12 protein-coding genes and 1 pseudogene are annotated in these 15,636 nt (G+C 68.0%); 9 read left to right on the top strand and 4 right to left on the bottom strand.

Annotation, left to right across the window (positions count from 1 at the left end):
• Window positions 1-13 precede the first annotated feature (13 nt).
• Together HMPREF2990_RS05920 and HMPREF2990_RS13240 are read left to right on the top strand one after the other, a co-directional pair.
• On the top strand, window positions 14-1,306 hold the full coding sequence (locus HMPREF2990_RS05920) for a PAS domain-containing protein (protein WP_051904725.1): 1,293 nt from the start codon (window positions 14-16) through the stop codon (window positions 1,304-1,306).
• Between the two features lie 160 nt (window positions 1,307-1,466).
• Window positions 1,467-3,881, top strand: a pseudogene (locus HMPREF2990_RS13240) (Rib/alpha-like domain-containing protein); the annotation flags it as partial.
• 534 nt (window positions 3,882-4,415) lie between these two features.
• Here the strand turns inward: HMPREF2990_RS13240 and HMPREF2990_RS12430 are convergent.
• The gene (locus tag HMPREF2990_RS12430; RefSeq protein WP_141757818.1) at window positions 4,416-5,402 is read right to left on the bottom strand and encodes an EamA family transporter; all 987 of its coding nucleotides are present in this window, start codon (window positions 5,400-5,402) and stop codon (window positions 4,416-4,418) included.
• Window positions 5,403-5,490: 88 nt separating this feature from the next.
• On the opposite strand from HMPREF2990_RS12430, the gene HMPREF2990_RS05905 reads away from it, so the two are divergent.
• Complete coding sequence (locus HMPREF2990_RS05905) at window positions 5,491-6,393, top strand: LysR family transcriptional regulator (protein WP_070763189.1); 903 nt, start codon at window positions 5,491-5,493, stop codon at window positions 6,391-6,393.
• Between the two features lie 10 nt (window positions 6,394-6,403).
• Complete coding sequence (gene guaA / locus HMPREF2990_RS05900) at window positions 6,404-7,957, top strand: glutamine-hydrolyzing GMP synthase (protein WP_083317035.1); 1,554 nt, start codon at window positions 6,404-6,406, stop codon at window positions 7,955-7,957.
• Between the two features lie 16 nt (window positions 7,958-7,973).
• On the opposite strand, the gene HMPREF2990_RS05895 is transcribed toward guaA, so the two are convergent.
• Window positions 7,974-9,092, bottom strand: coding sequence for a PspC domain-containing protein (locus HMPREF2990_RS05895; RefSeq protein ID WP_070763187.1), 1,119 nt, complete (start codon window positions 9,090-9,092; stop codon window positions 7,974-7,976).
• A 122-nt stretch (window positions 9,093-9,214) separates the two neighbouring features.
• On the opposite strand from HMPREF2990_RS05895, the gene HMPREF2990_RS05890 reads away from it, so the two are divergent.
• Entirely contained in the window at window positions 9,215-10,420 is a 1,206-nt protein-coding gene (locus tag HMPREF2990_RS05890; protein ID WP_070763185.1) for an ATP-binding protein, read from the top strand.
• Between the two features lie 10 nt (window positions 10,421-10,430).
• Window positions 10,431-11,090 (top strand): response regulator, encoded by a 660-nt coding sequence (locus HMPREF2990_RS05885; protein WP_070763436.1) that lies wholly within the window; start codon window positions 10,431-10,433, stop codon window positions 11,088-11,090.
• Here HMPREF2990_RS05885 and HMPREF2990_RS05880 read toward each other — a convergent pair.
• Window positions 11,087-11,494 (bottom strand): hypothetical protein, encoded by a 408-nt coding sequence (locus tag HMPREF2990_RS05880; RefSeq protein WP_070763183.1) that lies wholly within the window; start codon window positions 11,492-11,494, stop codon window positions 11,087-11,089. The two genes, HMPREF2990_RS05885 and HMPREF2990_RS05880, sit on opposite strands and share 4 nt — an antisense overlap.
• 109 nt (window positions 11,495-11,603) lie before the next feature.
• On the opposite strand from HMPREF2990_RS05880, the gene HMPREF2990_RS05875 reads away from it, so the two are divergent.
• From HMPREF2990_RS05875 to HMPREF2990_RS05865, 3 genes are read left to right on the top strand one after another with little or no spacing between them, the layout of a single operon-like run.
• A complete protein-coding gene (locus tag HMPREF2990_RS05875; RefSeq protein ID WP_246817461.1) occupies window positions 11,604-12,305 on the top strand; it encodes a hypothetical protein in 702 nt (233 codons plus the stop codon).
• Entirely contained in the window at window positions 12,306-13,835 is a 1,530-nt protein-coding gene (locus tag HMPREF2990_RS05870; protein ID WP_070763179.1) for a Y-family DNA polymerase, read from the top strand.
• A 29-nt stretch (window positions 13,836-13,864) separates the two neighbouring features.
• Window positions 13,865-14,797 carry a sucrase ferredoxin gene (locus tag HMPREF2990_RS05865; RefSeq protein ID WP_083317048.1) on the top strand — a complete coding sequence of 311 codons (933 nt, stop codon included), beginning with the start codon at window positions 13,865-13,867 and terminating at the stop codon, window positions 14,795-14,797.
• Here HMPREF2990_RS05865 and HMPREF2990_RS05860 read toward each other — a convergent pair.
• On the bottom strand, window positions 14,763-15,542 hold the full coding sequence (locus tag HMPREF2990_RS05860; protein ID WP_070763175.1) for an HAD family hydrolase: 780 nt from the start codon (window positions 15,540-15,542) through the stop codon (window positions 14,763-14,765). The genes HMPREF2990_RS05865 and HMPREF2990_RS05860 overlap by 35 nt on opposite strands.
• Between the last annotated feature and the right edge of the window lie 94 nt (window positions 15,543-15,636).

Raw genomic sequence — 15,636 nt, 5'->3', positions numbered from 1 at the left:
AGATTGTGTAATCATGGCCTACGAAGTGATTATTGACCGGGATGTGACCGATGGTCCGCAGCACCTGGTCGCGGTTGATGACATCTTCTTCTCGGTCACTGATGCCAAGGGCATCATGACCGACGTGAACGAAGTGTTCATGCACTATGCCCAGTATCCGCTGGAAGAGATGATCGGCAAGCCGCACAATCTCATCCGCCAGGTGGAGATGCCCGGTGGCGTGTTCAAGGCCATGTGGGACTGGATCGAGGCAGGCAAGCCCTTCGTTGGCTACGTGCGCAACCTGGCCAAGAGCGGTTCTGCCTACGACGTGCTGGCGACTGTGACGCCGCTGTCGGGCGGGCGCTACCTGTCGGTGCGTACCCGTCCGATGACGGACTACTTCCAGACCGCCGCCGCGGTGTACCAGGAAGCCAACATTGTCGAGCACCAGGCCAAGCGCGACGGTGTAGGCCGCCGTCGCCGCGCGGAGCTGGGCTGGGAGCGGATCTGCGAGCTCGTCCCGGACTACGACGCGTTCATGTCGGAGGTGCTCCCCGCCGAGGTTGCCGCCCGTGAGGAGGCTGGCTTCGTCCTGCCGGAGGGCGAAGGCGAGGTGTACGAGGCGACTGCGGCGCTGTACAAGGAGCTGGAGACCTTCATGGGCATCCAGACCTCCATTAAGAAGTCCGCTGAGGAGCTCCTGGTTGCCTGCGACACGCTGCTGCAGGAGAACTCTGTGACCAACCAGGTCAAGAGCGAGATGGAAAACGTGGTGGCGGAGGGCGCGTCGCGCACGCTGCTGCTCGCACCGCTGCAGGTCTGGGCAACGATGCGCGGCATTATCGACGAGAACGCGCAGTCGCTGTCCGAGGTGGCCGAAGAGCTGCAGGCGCGTGCGGCGAAGGCGCGTACCGCAATCGCGCTGGCGCGTCTCCAGGCTGCGCAGACGGCGACCTTCTCCGCGGAGGAGGACCGCATCGAGTCGATGCGCATGCTGTACGAGGCGATGGAGGTTGCGTTGCGCGACATGGACAACGCGGTCTTCCTGCACTCCTCGCTGGCCAACCGCGTCGAGCTGAAGGTGAACTCGATTTCCGAGCTGACCAAGATGCCGCTGGAGATGATTCGCCGCTGGTCGCAGTCCACGGCGAAGCAGCCCTTCGGCGAGAACATCGATCCGCTGGTCACGCAGGTGGAGCACGCGATCCAGGCGGCCGACGCCTCCATTGAACAGCTGCAGCTGTCCTCGCGGGATTTGGACGAGGACCCGTCGGTCGACGGCGTACACGAGGCGCTCGAGCGCCTGCGTAAAGCGGTGTTCTAAGGGTCTACGCAACAAAAACGTTTAAGGGCTGTGGAGTCGACTCCGCAGCCCTTAATGGTGTTTTAGGCAAACTGCTACTAATTTGTATAGGTGGCCAACACGTCAGCTCCTTTTCGCGCGCGTGTGAAGGCGTTGCCGCAGAAGAGCAGGAGAATTGCAGATGGTTTCCCGGGTTGCCCGTTCCGCACTTGCCGTGCTCACGACCTGCGCATTGTGCGCCCCCACCAGTGTTGCGTTTACGGCTATCGCGTCGGAGGAGCCTAGCGGCGGCACCGACATCCTGCTCGAACAGACTGGCACCTTTGCATACCCGTTGTTCGCGTCCTACAGCCCCGAGTTTGGCAATTGGCTGTATCTGATCCGTTCGGAGGTGGAGCGGGGCATTGGGTTTCGCCCGCCGGTGTACGCGAAGTTTTCCCCGGAGTACCAGCTGATCGCCCCGCCCAAGGGTATTACGTACAAGAAGGTTGACGGCCCGGAGTGGCTGGACGTGGATCCGGACACCGGCCGGGTGAGCGTGACCAATGATTTGCTTGAGTACAAGAAGCTGCGCTACAGCAAGAAAGCGGTGCCGGAGAAGCTTTATACGCTGACCGTAGACGTGGACTTCCCCGACGGGAAGACGTGGACGCAGTACATCTCCGTCGCGCTGTTTAACAACTGGACCAGCTACTTGCTGTACAACAACCCGGCCACGCTGGAAGAACCGCGCTTTCCCCGCGGCCCCCTACACCTGACACCGGGGCAGACGCTTACGCTCACGCGCGAGGACATTTCCTGGAAGGACCCGCAGGTCACGTGCGGAGACAAGCCGGGTGCCGAAGACGTGAAGTGCATCGAGCGCGAAATCCCTGGCTTCTGGCCGAATGGAGTGTGGGATGCGGATCTCACCGTGGAGCCGCAGCCGCACGTGGACAACCCGCTGCTGGATTACGTGACCACCGAGGTCATTACCAACGATGAGGGCGAGTTCCAGGAGCTCAAGATCCACGCGGACAAGACGTTGGAAGAGCTGAATGTCCAGGGCTACCGCGGAGGCAACGTCCCGATCCGCTTCCGGTGGTCGCCGCGTGAGGGACAGCAGTTCACGTGGTCGGAAGGCGACGTGTGGGACGTGGTGCCGCTGTACGTCTTCTTCAACCGACTGCCGGACAATGACAACTACATTGTCCGCACAGCCGAGCGCATCTCGACGGTCACCGGGCGCACGGCGGCAATCCCGCTGCCCACGTTCGACTCCGCGGGTATCGACGGCCTGCCGGAGCAGCCCGTCGACCCGGAGTTTTCGGTGCTGGACGGCGACGGTGCCACCTACACCGATTGGGTCAGCGTGGATGCCGCCAGCGGCCAGCTCGTGGCGCGCCCGCGCACAGCGGAGCACCTTGGGGACCACGAGGTGCCGATGCAGGTGACGTTCCAGGACGGGACCGTCTCGCCTGAGTTTCACGTGCCGGTGCACGTGGCACCCTTGGCGTCCACGGCGCAGCCCGCGTGGGCCAACGCGCAGGTGGCGCGCGGCACGACGCGCCTGGAGGTGCCGCAGTCGGGCACGCTGCTGGACGGGGCGCAAGTCACGGCCCGCACCGATGCGGAAGGCTTTGCAGCCGTCGCGCGCCCAGACGGCGCTATTGAGGTCACAGCCCCGGCGCACGCCCGGGTGGGCACGACCGCGACGTTTACGGTGACCACGCGGTACCCGGATTCCACGGAGGCGGTGCCTGGAAGCATCGATACCGACGAATTCACCGTCACCGTCGTTGCGCCGGAGGGCGATACCGTCGACGCGGTGCGTTACCCGGCCCAGGAGCTCACCCGCGGCGAGTCGTTGACGGTGCCAGCACCGCAGGTCCGCAACGTGACGTTCGCGCCGGCCACGGATGCAGACGGCACGCCAACGCCAGAATGGGCGCAGGTTTCACCCGACGGCACGGTGGTACTCACCCCGAGCGCGAAACTGCCGCGCGGGGAGACCACGGTGCCGGTGCACGCCGAGGACGGCCGCGGCGATGTTCGCATCGTGGAAATCCCGGTCACGTTGCGCACGGTCAGCGAGCGTTTCAACCCGTCGTGGGCGGATACCTCCGCGCCGTGGGGCGAGCAGCTCACGGTGCGCAACTCCGGCGATGCCATCGATGCGGTGGTCGAGGCAGCGCTTCTCGACGCTCCGTCGTGGCACACCGCCGTCAACGGCGACACCGTCGAAGTCACCCCGGGCCCGGACGCGAAGCCCGGCGATACGGCGCGCCTGCGCATCACCGCGACCTATAGCGACGAAAGCACCGACACGCAGGTGGTGACTGTGCGGATACGCTCGCTGGCAGAGAGCCTCGCGGTGAACTGGGAGGATGTCGCCGGCCCGCGCGGGCATCTGCTGCGCGCCGCGAACACGGGCGATCCGCTGCCGGAGGGCACGGCCATCTCCGCCTCCGGCCCTTCCGAGTGGGGCATCGCGCTTATCGACGGCACCGGCACCATCACCCTCACCCCACCGGAAAACGCCAAGGTAGACGAACACGCCGCGGTGCAGCTCTCGCTGTGGTTCCCGGATGGCAGCCACGCGGATGCGGAGTTCAACGCGAAGGTCACGCCCGGCGAGGCGCCGCAGTCGACCTCGAGTGCGCCCGCGCCGAGCGCGGAAACGAGCGCAGCGACGACTTCGGCGACCACTGCTGCGCCGACTGCGGCGACACCGACTGCGGCAACGAGTGTGGCACCGGCACTGTCGACAACGGTGAAAACGTCGGCAACGGTGAGCACGTCTACAACCACGGCGACGCCCACCGCGGCACCGCAGACAACGACTGCGGCCTCAACCGTCCCAACCACCCCGACCGCGCCTTCGGATGTGCCGACGACGCAACCAACCCAGACAACCCAGCCGACCCAGGCGCAGACGTCACTGCCGGTGGTGCCTGGGGAGGGGTCGAGTGGGGCGTCGATAAGCAGGGCCCTCGCGCTCACGGTGAGCCCGCTCATGCTGCTCATCCCGATTGCGCTGGCGCAGCAGACCGCGGTGCCGGGGCTCACGCCTGCGTTAGAGCAGCTGGACGCGCAGCTGCGCGCGCTGCCGCCCGAGGTGGTGCGCCCGCTGGATCAGGCGCTGGCTGGCTCAGGATTCAATCTCGGCGGGGCTGCCGCCGCCGGCGTGGTGGTGACCAGCAGCATTGTTGCGCTGAGCGTTGTGCTTGCGGCGGGCCAGGCGCAGGGGCAGATAGGATCGACGGCCGCGGAGTAGGCCGCGGGAGCGCCCGGCGAGCGTCTGGTTTACCGACGCCGCGATGACCAGGGTGATCGCCACGAGCTTGAGCGGCGACGGTGTTTGTGCGAGGACAACCCAGCCGATGAGCGCGGCGAAGGCGGGCTCGAAAGAGATGAAGATGGAGAAGACCTGGGGGCGGAGGCGTCGCATAGCGATCAGCTCGAGCGAGTAGGGGATCAGCGAGGCGAGCACACTCGTGCCCACCGCGATGAGCAGAAGGTCCGGGCTGGTGACCAGGACGCGGGTGCCTTCCCAGCCGAAGGGTAAGGTAGCCAGCCCGCCGATTGCGAGCGCGACGGCGAGCCCGCCCTGGCCGGGGACCAGCGCGCCAGCACGCTTGTTGGCCAGGATGTAGAGCGCCCAGAAGAACCCGGCGACCAGGAGCGCGCCGACGCCGAGCGGGTCGAGCGGATCGCCGGTGAGCGATTCGAAGCCGAGCAGGAGCATGCCGATAAGTGCGAGGGCGACGGAGGCGGCGTCGTGAAGCGAGCGCGACAAGATTGCGGCAAGCAGCAGCGGGCCCAAAAACTCGATGGTCACGGCGGGGCCGAGGGGGACGCGCTCGATGCCGGCGTAGAAGAAGCCGTTCATTGCGCCCAGCGACAGGCCCAGCGCGGCGACGGCGAGCCACTGTTCGCGGTTAAACCTCCAGACTTTGGGGCGGGAGAAGGCGAGCAGGATGAGTGCGGCGATGCACAGGCGCGCTGAGCTGGTGGCCCAGGTGCCGATGTGCGGGAAAAGCTGGATGGCAAGCGACGCGCCGAATTGGAGCGAGAGGCAGGAGCCCAGGATGCACAGCATGGCAAAACCATTGGGAGTCTCTGTCTGTTTGGTCATAGCGGACATTGTGACCCGGGGTTTTATGTTGGACAAGCTAAACTTTCACGCAATAACCTGTCAGCAGCGCTTACATAAGGGGAGATGCATGTATGACCTGCAGCGGCTCCGCGCGCTCGCGGAGTTGCACCGGCTGGGCACCGTGACCGCGGCCGCCGAATCGATGCGCTACACGCACTCTGCGGTCTCCCAGCAACTCACCGCGCTCGAGCGCGAGGCCGGCGTCGCGCTCTACGAAAAGCACGGCCGCCGCCTTCGGCTGACCGAGCAGGGCGTCATCCTGGCCGAGTATGCGCACCGCGTGCTCGCGCTTATCGACGAAGCGCAGGCCGAACTCGCCGCCTCCACCAGCCAAGTCGCGGGGACGGTTCGAGTCACGAGCTTCCAAACCGTGCTGTCCTCGATGCTGCCGCAGGCGCTCACCGAGCTGCGGGAGCGTTACCCGAATCTGCACGTGGAGGTGGTGCAGCGCCCGATCGAGCAGGCGATGGAAGAACTTCTGCGCCGCGAGGTGGACCTGGTGCTGGGCGAGGAGTACGACGGCGAGATGCCGATCACCTCGGAGCGGATGCATCGCGAGCCGCTCTTGGAGGACCCGCAGGTGCTGATCACCCCAAAGACGGGCCCGTGGTCCACGCTCGAGTTCGCGGACCTGGCCGGCGTGCCCTTCGCGGTCGACCCGGAGTACCTGGTGACCGGGCGCTTTGTCCACGCGCTGGCCAAGCGCAGCGGTTTTTCGCCCAATGTGGCCTTTGAAACCCCGGACCCGTTCTTGCAGGCCCACCTGGTGCGCACGGGGCACGCGGTGGCAGTGGTCTCCGACATGTTTTTGCAGTACGTCGATGGCGTGCGCGTGACCGACCTGCCCGGCAACCCCACGCGCACCCTCTTTACCGCGGTGCTGGAAGGGAGGACGCGGCACCCGGCACTGGTCGCGGTGCGTGAGGCGCTCACCCGGGCGGTGCCGCGCGCAGGCGGGCCGGTGGGCTAGAATCTGTCCCGTGACTACACCGCAAACACGTCCCGTATTAGTCGTCGACTTCGGCGCCCAGTACGCGCAGCTTATCGCCCGCCGTGTGCGCGAGGCGCGCGTGTACTCCGAGGTCGTTCCGTCCACCATCTCTGCCGCAGAAGTGCGCGAGAAGAACCCGGCCGCGCTGGTGCTTTCCGGCGGCCCGTCGTCGGTCTACGCCGAGGGCGCCCCGCAGCTGGATCCGGAGATCTTCGAGCTGGGCCTGCCGATCTTCGGTATCTGCTATGGCTTCCAGGTCATGACGCAGGCGCTCGGCGGCAAGGTCGCCGAGACCGGTGCCCGTGAGTACGGCCGCACCAACATGGACGTCAAAGGCGGCGTGCTGCACGCCGGCACTCCGGAGGCGCACCCGGTGTGGATGTCGCACGGCGACTCCGTCACCGAGGCACCGGAGGGCTTCACCGTGACCGCGTCCACCCCGGGCGCGCCCGTCGCAGCCTTCGAGTGTGTGGACAAGAAGCTGGCCGGCGTGCAGTACCACCCCGAGGTCATGCACTCCCCGCACGGCCAGGAGGTGCTCACCCGCTTCCTCACCGAGGTTGCCGGCCTGGAGCAGAACTGGACCGCGTCCAACATCGCGGAGCAGCTCATTGAGCAGGTTCGCACCCAGGTGGGCGACGGGCACGCGATCTGCGCCCTGTCCGGCGGCGTGGACTCCGCCGTCGCCGCAGCGTTGGTGCAGCGCGCAATCGGTGACCGCCTGACCTGCGTGTTCGTGGACCACGGCCTGCTGCGTCAGGGCGAGCGCGAGCAGGTGGAAAACGACTTCGTCGCCGCCACCGGCGCGAAGCTCGTCACCGTGGACGAGCGCGAGGCCTTCCTGGGCAAGCTCGCCGGCGTGACCGAACCGGAGGCGAAGCGCAAGGCGATCGGTGCGGAGTTCATCCGCTCTTTCGAGCGCGCCGTGGCGGACGTGTTGTCTGACCACAAGGTCGACTTCCTCGTCCAGGGGACCCTGTACCCGGACGTGGTGGAGTCCGGCGGCGGCACCGGTACCGCCAACATCAAGAGCCACCACAACGTCGGTGGCCTGCCGGACGACGTGGAGTTCGAGCTGGTCGAGCCGCTGCGCCTGCTGTTCAAGGACGAGGTGCGCGCCGTCGGCCGCGAGCTCGGCCTGCCCGAGGTCATCGTCAACCGCCAGCCCTTCCCGGGCCCGGGCCTGGGCATCCGCATCATCGGCGAGGTGACCCAGGAGCGCCTGGAGACCCTGCGCGCCGCGGACGCAATCGCGCGCGAGGAGCTGACCAAGGCCGGTCTCGACGACCAGATCTGGCAGTGCCCGGTCGTGCTGCTTGCCGACGTCCGCTCGGTCGGCGTCCAGGGCGACGGCCGCACCTACGGCCACCCGATCGTGCTGCGCCCCGTCGCCTCGGAAGACGCGATGACCGCGGACTGGGTCCGTCTGCCGTACGAGACGCTCGAGGTGATCTCCACCCGCATCACCAACGAGGTCGCTGATGTGAACCGCGTCGTGCTGGACGTGACCTCCAAGCCGCCGGGGACCATCGAGTGGGAGTAACTCCCGCGAGCCTCCCTTAGTAATCCGCGGACACGGAACCGATGCGCTGCTTCACGTTAATCGTGAGAAGCTCGCCGTCCTTGTCCGCGTTTTGCTTTCCTTCTGGGCAGTTGGCGCTACCAATGGTGGCATCGCAATTGACCACGAACGGGACGTCGTTAGGGAGTTTGAGGTCGATCTTGCCGATGCCGTTGCGCAGTTCTATTGTCACGGGCTCATCGAGCGGCTCGATGCGCGAAAGGTCGATCCGAGCCTCGCCGATGTTGTGCTTGTATTCCCGCATAGCCTCCGCGCTGTAGGCGGAGACATTTGCAACCCCGTAGTCTCCGATTGCGCCGATGCGCAGTGAGTTAAGTACGGCCATCGTCCACAGGGTCGCTGCTGTCGCGACGATAGCGACAGGGATCCAAAGCCAGTAGCGCTTCTTAGTTTGCGCAGGTTCCGGCGTCGGCTCGGCCGGATCCGGCAGGTGCCACAGACCTGGCGCCGCGCCCAGTGGGTCCCACTCCGGCGGGGTGGACGGGTGCGGGAAGTCCGGCGGCGTGCTCAGGTTCGCGGTGGCGGACTGTGCGTAGGGGCTCTCGGATGGGGCGCCGGCGTTGGTGCCGTAGTCGGTGGTGGGGGACGGGTGGGCGTCGTTAAGCGGGCGCTCCTGCTGGGGCACGAGCAGACCTGCGGGCGGCTCGGGACAGCGCTGGTAGAGCAGGTACCAGCCCAGGCCGAAGAGCGCGAAGGTGAGTGCTGCGCTGTAGATGGTGGTGCCGTCGCTGGCGTAGGACAGCGAGGGGAAGAAGACGACTAAGCCGATCAGAAGCCAGATGGCGAGGCTGCGTTCATCCTTGCCCGTTTCCGACTCGCGAGCGACATTGCCTTCGCCGGTCGCCAGGGCGGACAAAGGGCTGAATGGGACGCCGAAGCGGGGCATGTTGATCCAGCACAACAGGTAAAGGAAGATACCGCCGCCGAAGCAGAGGGTGAGTGCGACGAAGGCGATGCGGATGAGGATGGGGTCGATGTTGAAGCGTGCGCCGAAGCCCTCCGCAACGCCGGCGATGACCGCTTTGCCGCCCTGGTCCTTCGGGATGCGGGGCGGGCGGGTTGCCCACATCTTGGAGAAGGTGTTCGTCGTGTCCATGCCTCCATTATCGCCGGGAAACGTGGGCGCGACCATCGGGAAAAGCCCTGAACTTTGCGTGTGCGTAAAACTCAGGGTTGTCCCCGATTCGCTTTGTGGGTGTGGGTGGAACAATGAGGGACATGTCGAAACCCGCCCCATATGCAGCCGAGCCACCGGCGCTGTACCCGCGCTTTACCCGGAGCCGCCGCAACCTCATGGTCGCCGGCATCGCCTCCGGGCTGGCGCGCTATTTCGGGGTAGAGGAGCGCTGGGTGCGCCTCTTCTTCATCCTCAGCGCGTTTGCAGGTGGTGTCGGCGCGCTGGCCTACGCGGCGCTGTGGATGACCACCCCGCTGGAGCCGAAGCCCGCGGACGATGAACCCGTGGTTACGCCTGAGCTTCCGAAGGCGAAGGGCTGGTCGCGCGTGGTGAACCTGGTGCTGGTGGCGGTGGCGATCGCAGGCGCGCTCGTCTCGTTGAAGGCGTCGAGTGGCGTGGGGACCTCGGTCGTGTTCGTCGTTGGGCTCTTCATCGTCGGCGCGGTGCTGGCGCTGCAGGCCTACGACCGGGAGATGAACTCGACCTCCAACGTGCTCGCCCTGTCGGTGGGCGCGCTGCTGGTCATGGGCGGGGTAGTAGCGATCGCGCTGCTGGGCGAAAGCGCCGGGATCGCCGGCGTGGTGGTCGCCGTCCTGGTGACTGTGTGCGGCGTGGCGGTGCTGGTCATCCCGCTGCTGATGCGCCTGACCTCGTCGCTGCTCGCGGAGCGCGAGGCGAAAGCGGTGGCGGATCAGCGCGCGGAGATCGCCGCCCGCTTGCACGATTCGGTGCTGCAGACCCTCGCCCTGATCCAGAAGCAGGCAGGTAATCCCGAGGAGGTCGCCCGCCTTGCGCGCGGCCAGGAGCGCGAGCTGCGCGCCTGGCTTTTCGACGCCTCTGAGCACGCCGCATCCCAACCGTCCACCCTCTTCCAGGCGCTCAACCTGGCGGCCGGCGAGGTCGAGGACGCCTTCGGCGTGGTGATCAGGCCCGTCACGGTGGGCGACGACCCGACGCTGACGGAGGACAACGAGCCGCTGGCGCTGGCCGCGCGCGAGGCCATGGTCAACGCCGCCAAGCACAGCGGCACCGAAGCCATCGATGTCTACGCAGAGCACCTCGGCGGCGAGCTCAGCGTGTTCGTGCGCGACCGCGGCGCGGGCTTTGACCAGGACGCGATCCCCGACGACCGCCATGGGGTGCGCGACTCCATCGTCGGTCGTATGGAACGCGTCGGCGGTACGGCCCGGATCACCTCCGCGCCGGGAGCGGGCACAGAAGTAGAGCTGTCCCTGTCACGCAGTTAGCCTTATGGGTATGGTTCGCGTCTTTCTAGTTGATGACCACTCCGTTTTCCGCGCCGGCGTGCGCGCCGAGCTGGCTGACAAGGTCGAGATCGTCGGCGAGGCCGGCACCGTCGCCGAGGCGGTCGAGGGCATCCGCGACACTTCGCCGGACGTCGTGCTGCTCGACGTGCACATGCCCGACGGCGGCGGCCTGGCGGTCTTGCGCGCGGTGCAGCAGGAGGACGCGGGCGTGAAGTTTCTGTGCCTGAGCGTGTCCGACGCCGCCGAGGACGTCATCGCCCTGATCCGCGCCGGCGCGCGCGGCTACGTGACCAAGAACATCGACGGCGCGGAGCTCGCCGAGGCCGTCGCCCGCGTCCACGGCGGAGACGCGTACTTCTCGCCGCGCCTGGCCGGCTTCGTCCTCGACGCGTTTGCCTCCGGCGGGGTGGTCGAAGACCCGGCGGGCGAGCCGGTCAAGGTGGAGGACCCAGCCGTCGACGCGCTGACCCGCCGCGAGCTCGAGGTGCTGCGCCTGCTCGCCCGCGGCTACACCTACAAGGAGATTGGCAAGCAGCTGTTCATCTCGGTGAAGACGGTGGAAACGCACGCGTCGAATATCCTGCGCAAGACGCAGACTTCCAACCGCCACCAGCTCACCCGCTGGGCCGCGGACCGCGACTTGGATTAGGCGTAGGCGAGCCGCCGCGAGCCGTCGACGTGCGGAAACAGCAGCCACGCGAGCGCGAACAGCCCCACGAACGCCACCAGCGCGCCCCACGCGGGCCACAGCATCAGCGGCGCGAGCATGAGCAACAGCCACCACAAGATGAGTGGCACGAGCATGCTTATCGACGCCACCGTGGACACCCCCTTCCGCGCCGCGTACTCACGCATCTCGCGCCGGTAGGGGTGCGCAAACGTCACGCCGAGCGCGACCGCGATGCACACGAGCGCAAGGCCTGCCCGGACCGCGATCGGGGCAGCCGAGGCCATGATCGCGACTGAGCCCGCCACCCCGGCGGCGCCCGCGGCGCGGACGGCGAGCGGGGTCGGGATGGGGGTGGTACGGGAGCGGATGTCGGCGGGCATCATGGGCAGTTACTGTAGCAGGTGGGTGTGCGTGGGTGACAGCCTTGATGTTCGAAAGTGCTTGCGACCTTGGCGGTTGCCCGTGTTCGGGGTGGGGTGCATACTGTTCGGTGTGAACGGAACACCTATTCGACAGCTTGCTGACCCCGGCGGGGATCGGCATGCCCAGATCGCCCAGCTGCGCGCGCGGATGGCGGAGCTGGGCGGCGAGGCTGCGCCGCAGGTCGTGGCGGGCGAGGGTGTGCTTTCCGTGCCCGGCGGGCTGGCGCGGGTGCTGCCGGGTGGAGGCCTGCCGCGCCGCGCCATCACACAGGTGAGCGACATGCCCGCGCTGGTGGTTGAGCTGCTCGACCGCGTCGCCGGGGCAGGCGGGACCGTGGGCGTGATCGGCTGGCCCGAGCTCTCGTACGCGGGCATGTCGGCAGGCGCGCTCGAGCGGGTGATCGCGGTGCCGGAACCGGGCATCGAGGACCTCGCCGTTGCCGGTGTGCTCGCCGAGGGCCTCGACCTGGTGGTGCTGCGCACCCGGACGGAACTGCAGTTAAGCCCCGTGCGCGCCCGGCCGCTGCTCGCGCGGCTGCGCAAGGGGGATGCGGCGCTCGTGGCGGTCAACGTGGCCGTGCCCTCGCCCGCGCTGCGCATCAGCGGGCAGGTCGCGCAATTCCACGGCATCGGCCGGGGCACAGGGCGCATCCGGGGGATCGACGTGCGCGTGCGCGCCACCGCGAAGGGCTGGCCGGGCGCGACGGCAACGCTCACGCTCGGTATTGGTCCGGTGCGCGAGGCCGAACGCCACCTGAAGGTGGTGCCCTAAATGCGGGTGGCGGCGCTGTGGTTCCCTGACTGGCCCGTGCAAGCCGCCACCCTGGACGCGGGCGACACACTGCGCGAGCCGGTGGCGATTGCCGCCCAGCACCGGATCAAGGTCTGCTCCCAGGCCGCGCGCCGGGCGGGCGTGCGCCGCGGGATGCGGGTGCGCAACGCCCAGGCGCTCGCGCCCGAGCTGACGGTGGTGGACGACAACCCGGACCGCGACGGGCGCATGTTCGCCGCGCTCGCCGGCAGTCTTGACGACGTCGCCGCCTCCATCGAGGTCTTACGCCCCGGACTCGTCGCCGTGGACCTGCAGGCCGCCGCCCGCTTCCACGGGGACGAGGACACGGCGCTGGAAATGCTGTTAGATGCCGCCCAGCGCAGCGGCATCGAGGCCTTCGTGGGTGCGGCCGACGAGCTGGCCACCGCCGTGATCGCCACCCGCAGCTCCCAGCTCGTCGCCCCGGGGGCGTCCGCGCAGTTCTTGGCCGAGCAGTCGCTGCACGTGCTCGTCGCGGAGGTGGCACTCGGGGCGGATATCGCGACCGTCAACGCGCTCGGCCAGCTGGGAATCAGCACGTTGGGTCAGCTCGCGCAGCTGCCGCCGCAGGCGGTGACCACCCGCTTCGGTGCTGGCGGAATGCGCATCCACCGCATCGCGCGCGCCGCCCCGGACCGCCGCGTCGCGCCCGAGCTCCCGGCCGCTGACCTCGCCGTCGGGCTCACCCCGGAGGATGCGATCGAGCGCGTCGACGCCGCCGCCTTCGCCGCCCGCGCGCTCGCCGCCACGCTGCATGAAAAGCTCGCCGAGCGCGGCGCAAGCTGTCTGTGCCTGAAAGTCATCGCGGAGCTGGCCACCGGCGAGCGCGTCGAGCGCGTCTGGCGCACCCGCGAGGCGCTTTCCGAGTCCGCGACCGCAGACCGCGTCCGCTGGCAGCTCGACGGCTGGCTCACCCGCGGCGGCGCCGGCGCGATCACCTCGCTTATCCTGGAGCCGCTCGAGCTGGCCACGCCAGAGGAGCGCGAGCTCTTCCGCAGCAGCGCAGGCGACGGGGCCCGCCGCGTCATCGAGCGCGTGCAGTCCCAGCTCGGCATCGACGCGGTGGTGCAGCCGCGCGCCGTCGGCGGCCGAGGCGTCGCCGAACGCATCGCGTTTTCCCCCTTCGGCGAGCAGCCACCCGCCACCGCCGCCCAACCGTGGCCGGGCGCGATCCCCGCGCCGCTGCCCGCCCGCCTCGGCGGCGGCATCGACCACCCGGCCTCGCGCATCATGCTTATCGACGCCCACGCGCACCCCATCACCGTCACCGCCGAAGCCCTCCTGTCTGCCGACCCCTACGCGCTGGCCTGGGGAAAACACAAGTACCTGGTCACAGGCTGGGCCGGGCCCTGGCCCGTGGACGAGGGCTGGTGGGGCGCGTCCGGGCAGCGCGTGGCGCGCCTCCAGGTCGTGGGTGAATCGGGCCGTGGGGTGGAGGCGTGGCTGCTGGTGTGGACCCGGCGCAGCTGGCGCGTCGAGGCTGTGTATTAGGGCACCCTAAAGGTTGTATGGTGGTGGGCATGAGTGAGGAAACTTTGACCAGCGCACCGGACGTGTTCTGCTCCGAAGTCCAGGTTGAGTCGCTGCCCGGCACCGCGAAGCCGGGTTCGACGTACGTGCTTTTCGAGTGGCCGCACGCCTGGACCCACGACGTCCTCGATGGCGGCACGCTCGGCGAGGAGCTCACTGAGAAACTCAAGGCGCACCTCGCTGCGTACGACGCCTCCCTGCTGCTCATCCGCCACCCGACGCGGGAGGGTCGCCAGATCGAGGATCACCACGTCTACCTCGTCTTCGCCGAGGAGGGCGCGACCGAGGTCATGCACATCGACGCGCCCGAGGAACTGCTGGGTCTCGACCTGTCCGGCCCCGGCAAGAACGAAGGCGCGGTCGCGCGCACTAAGCCGCTGCTGCTCGTGTGCACGCACGCCAAGCGCGACCGCTGCTGTGCGGTCAAGGGCCGCAGCCTGGTCAACAAGCTGGTAGAGAAGTACCCGTTCGGCCAGGGCAACGACGTGGTGTGGGAGACCTCGCACATCAAGGGCCACCGCTTCGCCCCGACGATGCTGCTGCTGCCCTGGGCCTACAGCTTCGGCCGGATGACCTTCGAGGCCACCGACGCCATGCTGGACGCGGCGCTGCGCGGCGAGTACTTCGTCCCCGGCAACCGTGGCCGCGGCACGCTGAGTGCACCCGCCCAGGCGGCCGAGGTAGCGGTCGCCGCCGAACTGTCGCGTGCGGGCGAGCAGGTGCGCTACGGCGAGTTGGAAGTTGCGGATGTGGCGGTGACGGGTGATGGAGGATATGTGCGCGTCGATAAGCAGGGGGCCTCATACACCGTGGAACTGGCACGCAAAGAGGTGACCGGGGTTGTGCCCTCGTGCGGTAAGCCCGCGAAGGCCGACGAGAGCTGGGTGCCTACCGCGGTGACAGCGCGTCCGCCACGCGACTAATCACGTGGTCCGTGGCCGCGCGGACGTCGGCCGGCGAGTGGGCGAAGCTGTAAGAGTGGTCGGCGATGGCGTGCATGGACATGTCGTTCCAGGAGTCGCCGAAGGTGTAGAGCTCCACGTCGGCGCGCGCAAAGCCGAGGCGCTCGATGAGCTCGATAACGCCCGCGCCCTTCGTGCGGCCCGGCGCCATGATGTCCACGTACTCCTGGTTCTGCGCCACCGTGTAGTTCCCCTCGAGCGACTCGGCCCAGGCCACGACCTCGCGGCGCAGCGGCTCGTTGTTTGGGATCCAGAGCGGCACGACCGCGAACTCGTGCTCCGGGATGTCCGCCCGCGTCATGGGAGTGAAGTGCTCGGTGAAGTGGCTGATGCCGCCGGTGTTGTCGGCGAACACGCCGTCGATGGGGCCGATAGTCGTGCCGTAGACGGCCAGGCCTGCTCGCTCGCCGAAGGCGTCGATCGCTTTGTGGAGCACGTCCGTGTCGATGGTGTAGCCGAAGATCAGCTCGCGGTTATCGCCCGTGGCGGCCGACGCGCCGTTGGAAAGGACCTGGTAGTCGAAGGAAAGCCCGCTGCCGCGCATCCCGTACGCCAGGGCGGAGCGGGAGCGGCCCGTGGCGGAGATCGCGAGGTGGCCAGCCTCGCGCCAGGCCTGGATGGCGGCGATATCGGCGGGGTTGAAGCCGCCGTTGGGGTCGCCGGGGTGGTGGAGGGTGCCGTCGAAGTCAAAGGCCGCGATCTTCATACGGGTCAGTCTACGGGGCGGGTGAAACGGTAAATGACGAAACCCGCATGACGAGAACCCCGGGCGTCCGGTCTAGGGGTGAATGCGCCACATC

Origin of the sequence: Corynebacterium sp. HMSC071B10 (assembly GCF_001814825.1) — a bacterium.
GTDB lineage: Bacteria > Actinomycetota > Actinomycetes > Mycobacteriales > Mycobacteriaceae > Corynebacterium.
This window is presented reverse-complemented; position numbering and strand designations above follow the sequence as displayed.

Coding starts and splice junctions, on each gene's coding strand:
- HMPREF2990_RS05920 (WP_051904725.1), top strand. CDS start 14: ATGGCCTACGAAGTGATTATTGACCGGGATGTGACCGATGGTCCGCAG.
- HMPREF2990_RS12430 (WP_141757818.1), bottom strand. CDS start 5,402: ATGACCAAACAGACAGAGACTCCCAATGGTTTTGCCATGCTGTGCATC.
- HMPREF2990_RS05905 (WP_070763189.1), top strand. CDS start 5,491: ATGTATGACCTGCAGCGGCTCCGCGCGCTCGCGGAGTTGCACCGGCTG.
- HMPREF2990_RS05895 (WP_070763187.1), bottom strand. CDS start 9,092: ATGGACACGACGAACACCTTCTCCAAGATGTGGGCAACCCGCCCGCCC.
- HMPREF2990_RS05890 (WP_070763185.1), top strand. CDS start 9,215: ATGTCGAAACCCGCCCCATATGCAGCCGAGCCACCGGCGCTGTACCCG.
- HMPREF2990_RS05885 (WP_070763436.1), top strand. CDS start 10,431: ATGGTTCGCGTCTTTCTAGTTGATGACCACTCCGTTTTCCGCGCCGGC.
- HMPREF2990_RS05880 (WP_070763183.1), bottom strand. CDS start 11,494: ATGATGCCCGCCGACATCCGCTCCCGTACCACCCCCATCCCGACCCCG.
- HMPREF2990_RS05870 (WP_070763179.1), top strand. CDS start 12,306: ATGCGGGTGGCGGCGCTGTGGTTCCCTGACTGGCCCGTGCAAGCCGCC.
- HMPREF2990_RS05865 (WP_083317048.1), top strand. CDS start 13,865: ATGAGTGAGGAAACTTTGACCAGCGCACCGGACGTGTTCTGCTCCGAA.
- HMPREF2990_RS05860 (WP_070763175.1), bottom strand. CDS start 15,542: ATGAAGATCGCGGCCTTTGACTTCGACGGCACCCTCCACCACCCCGGC.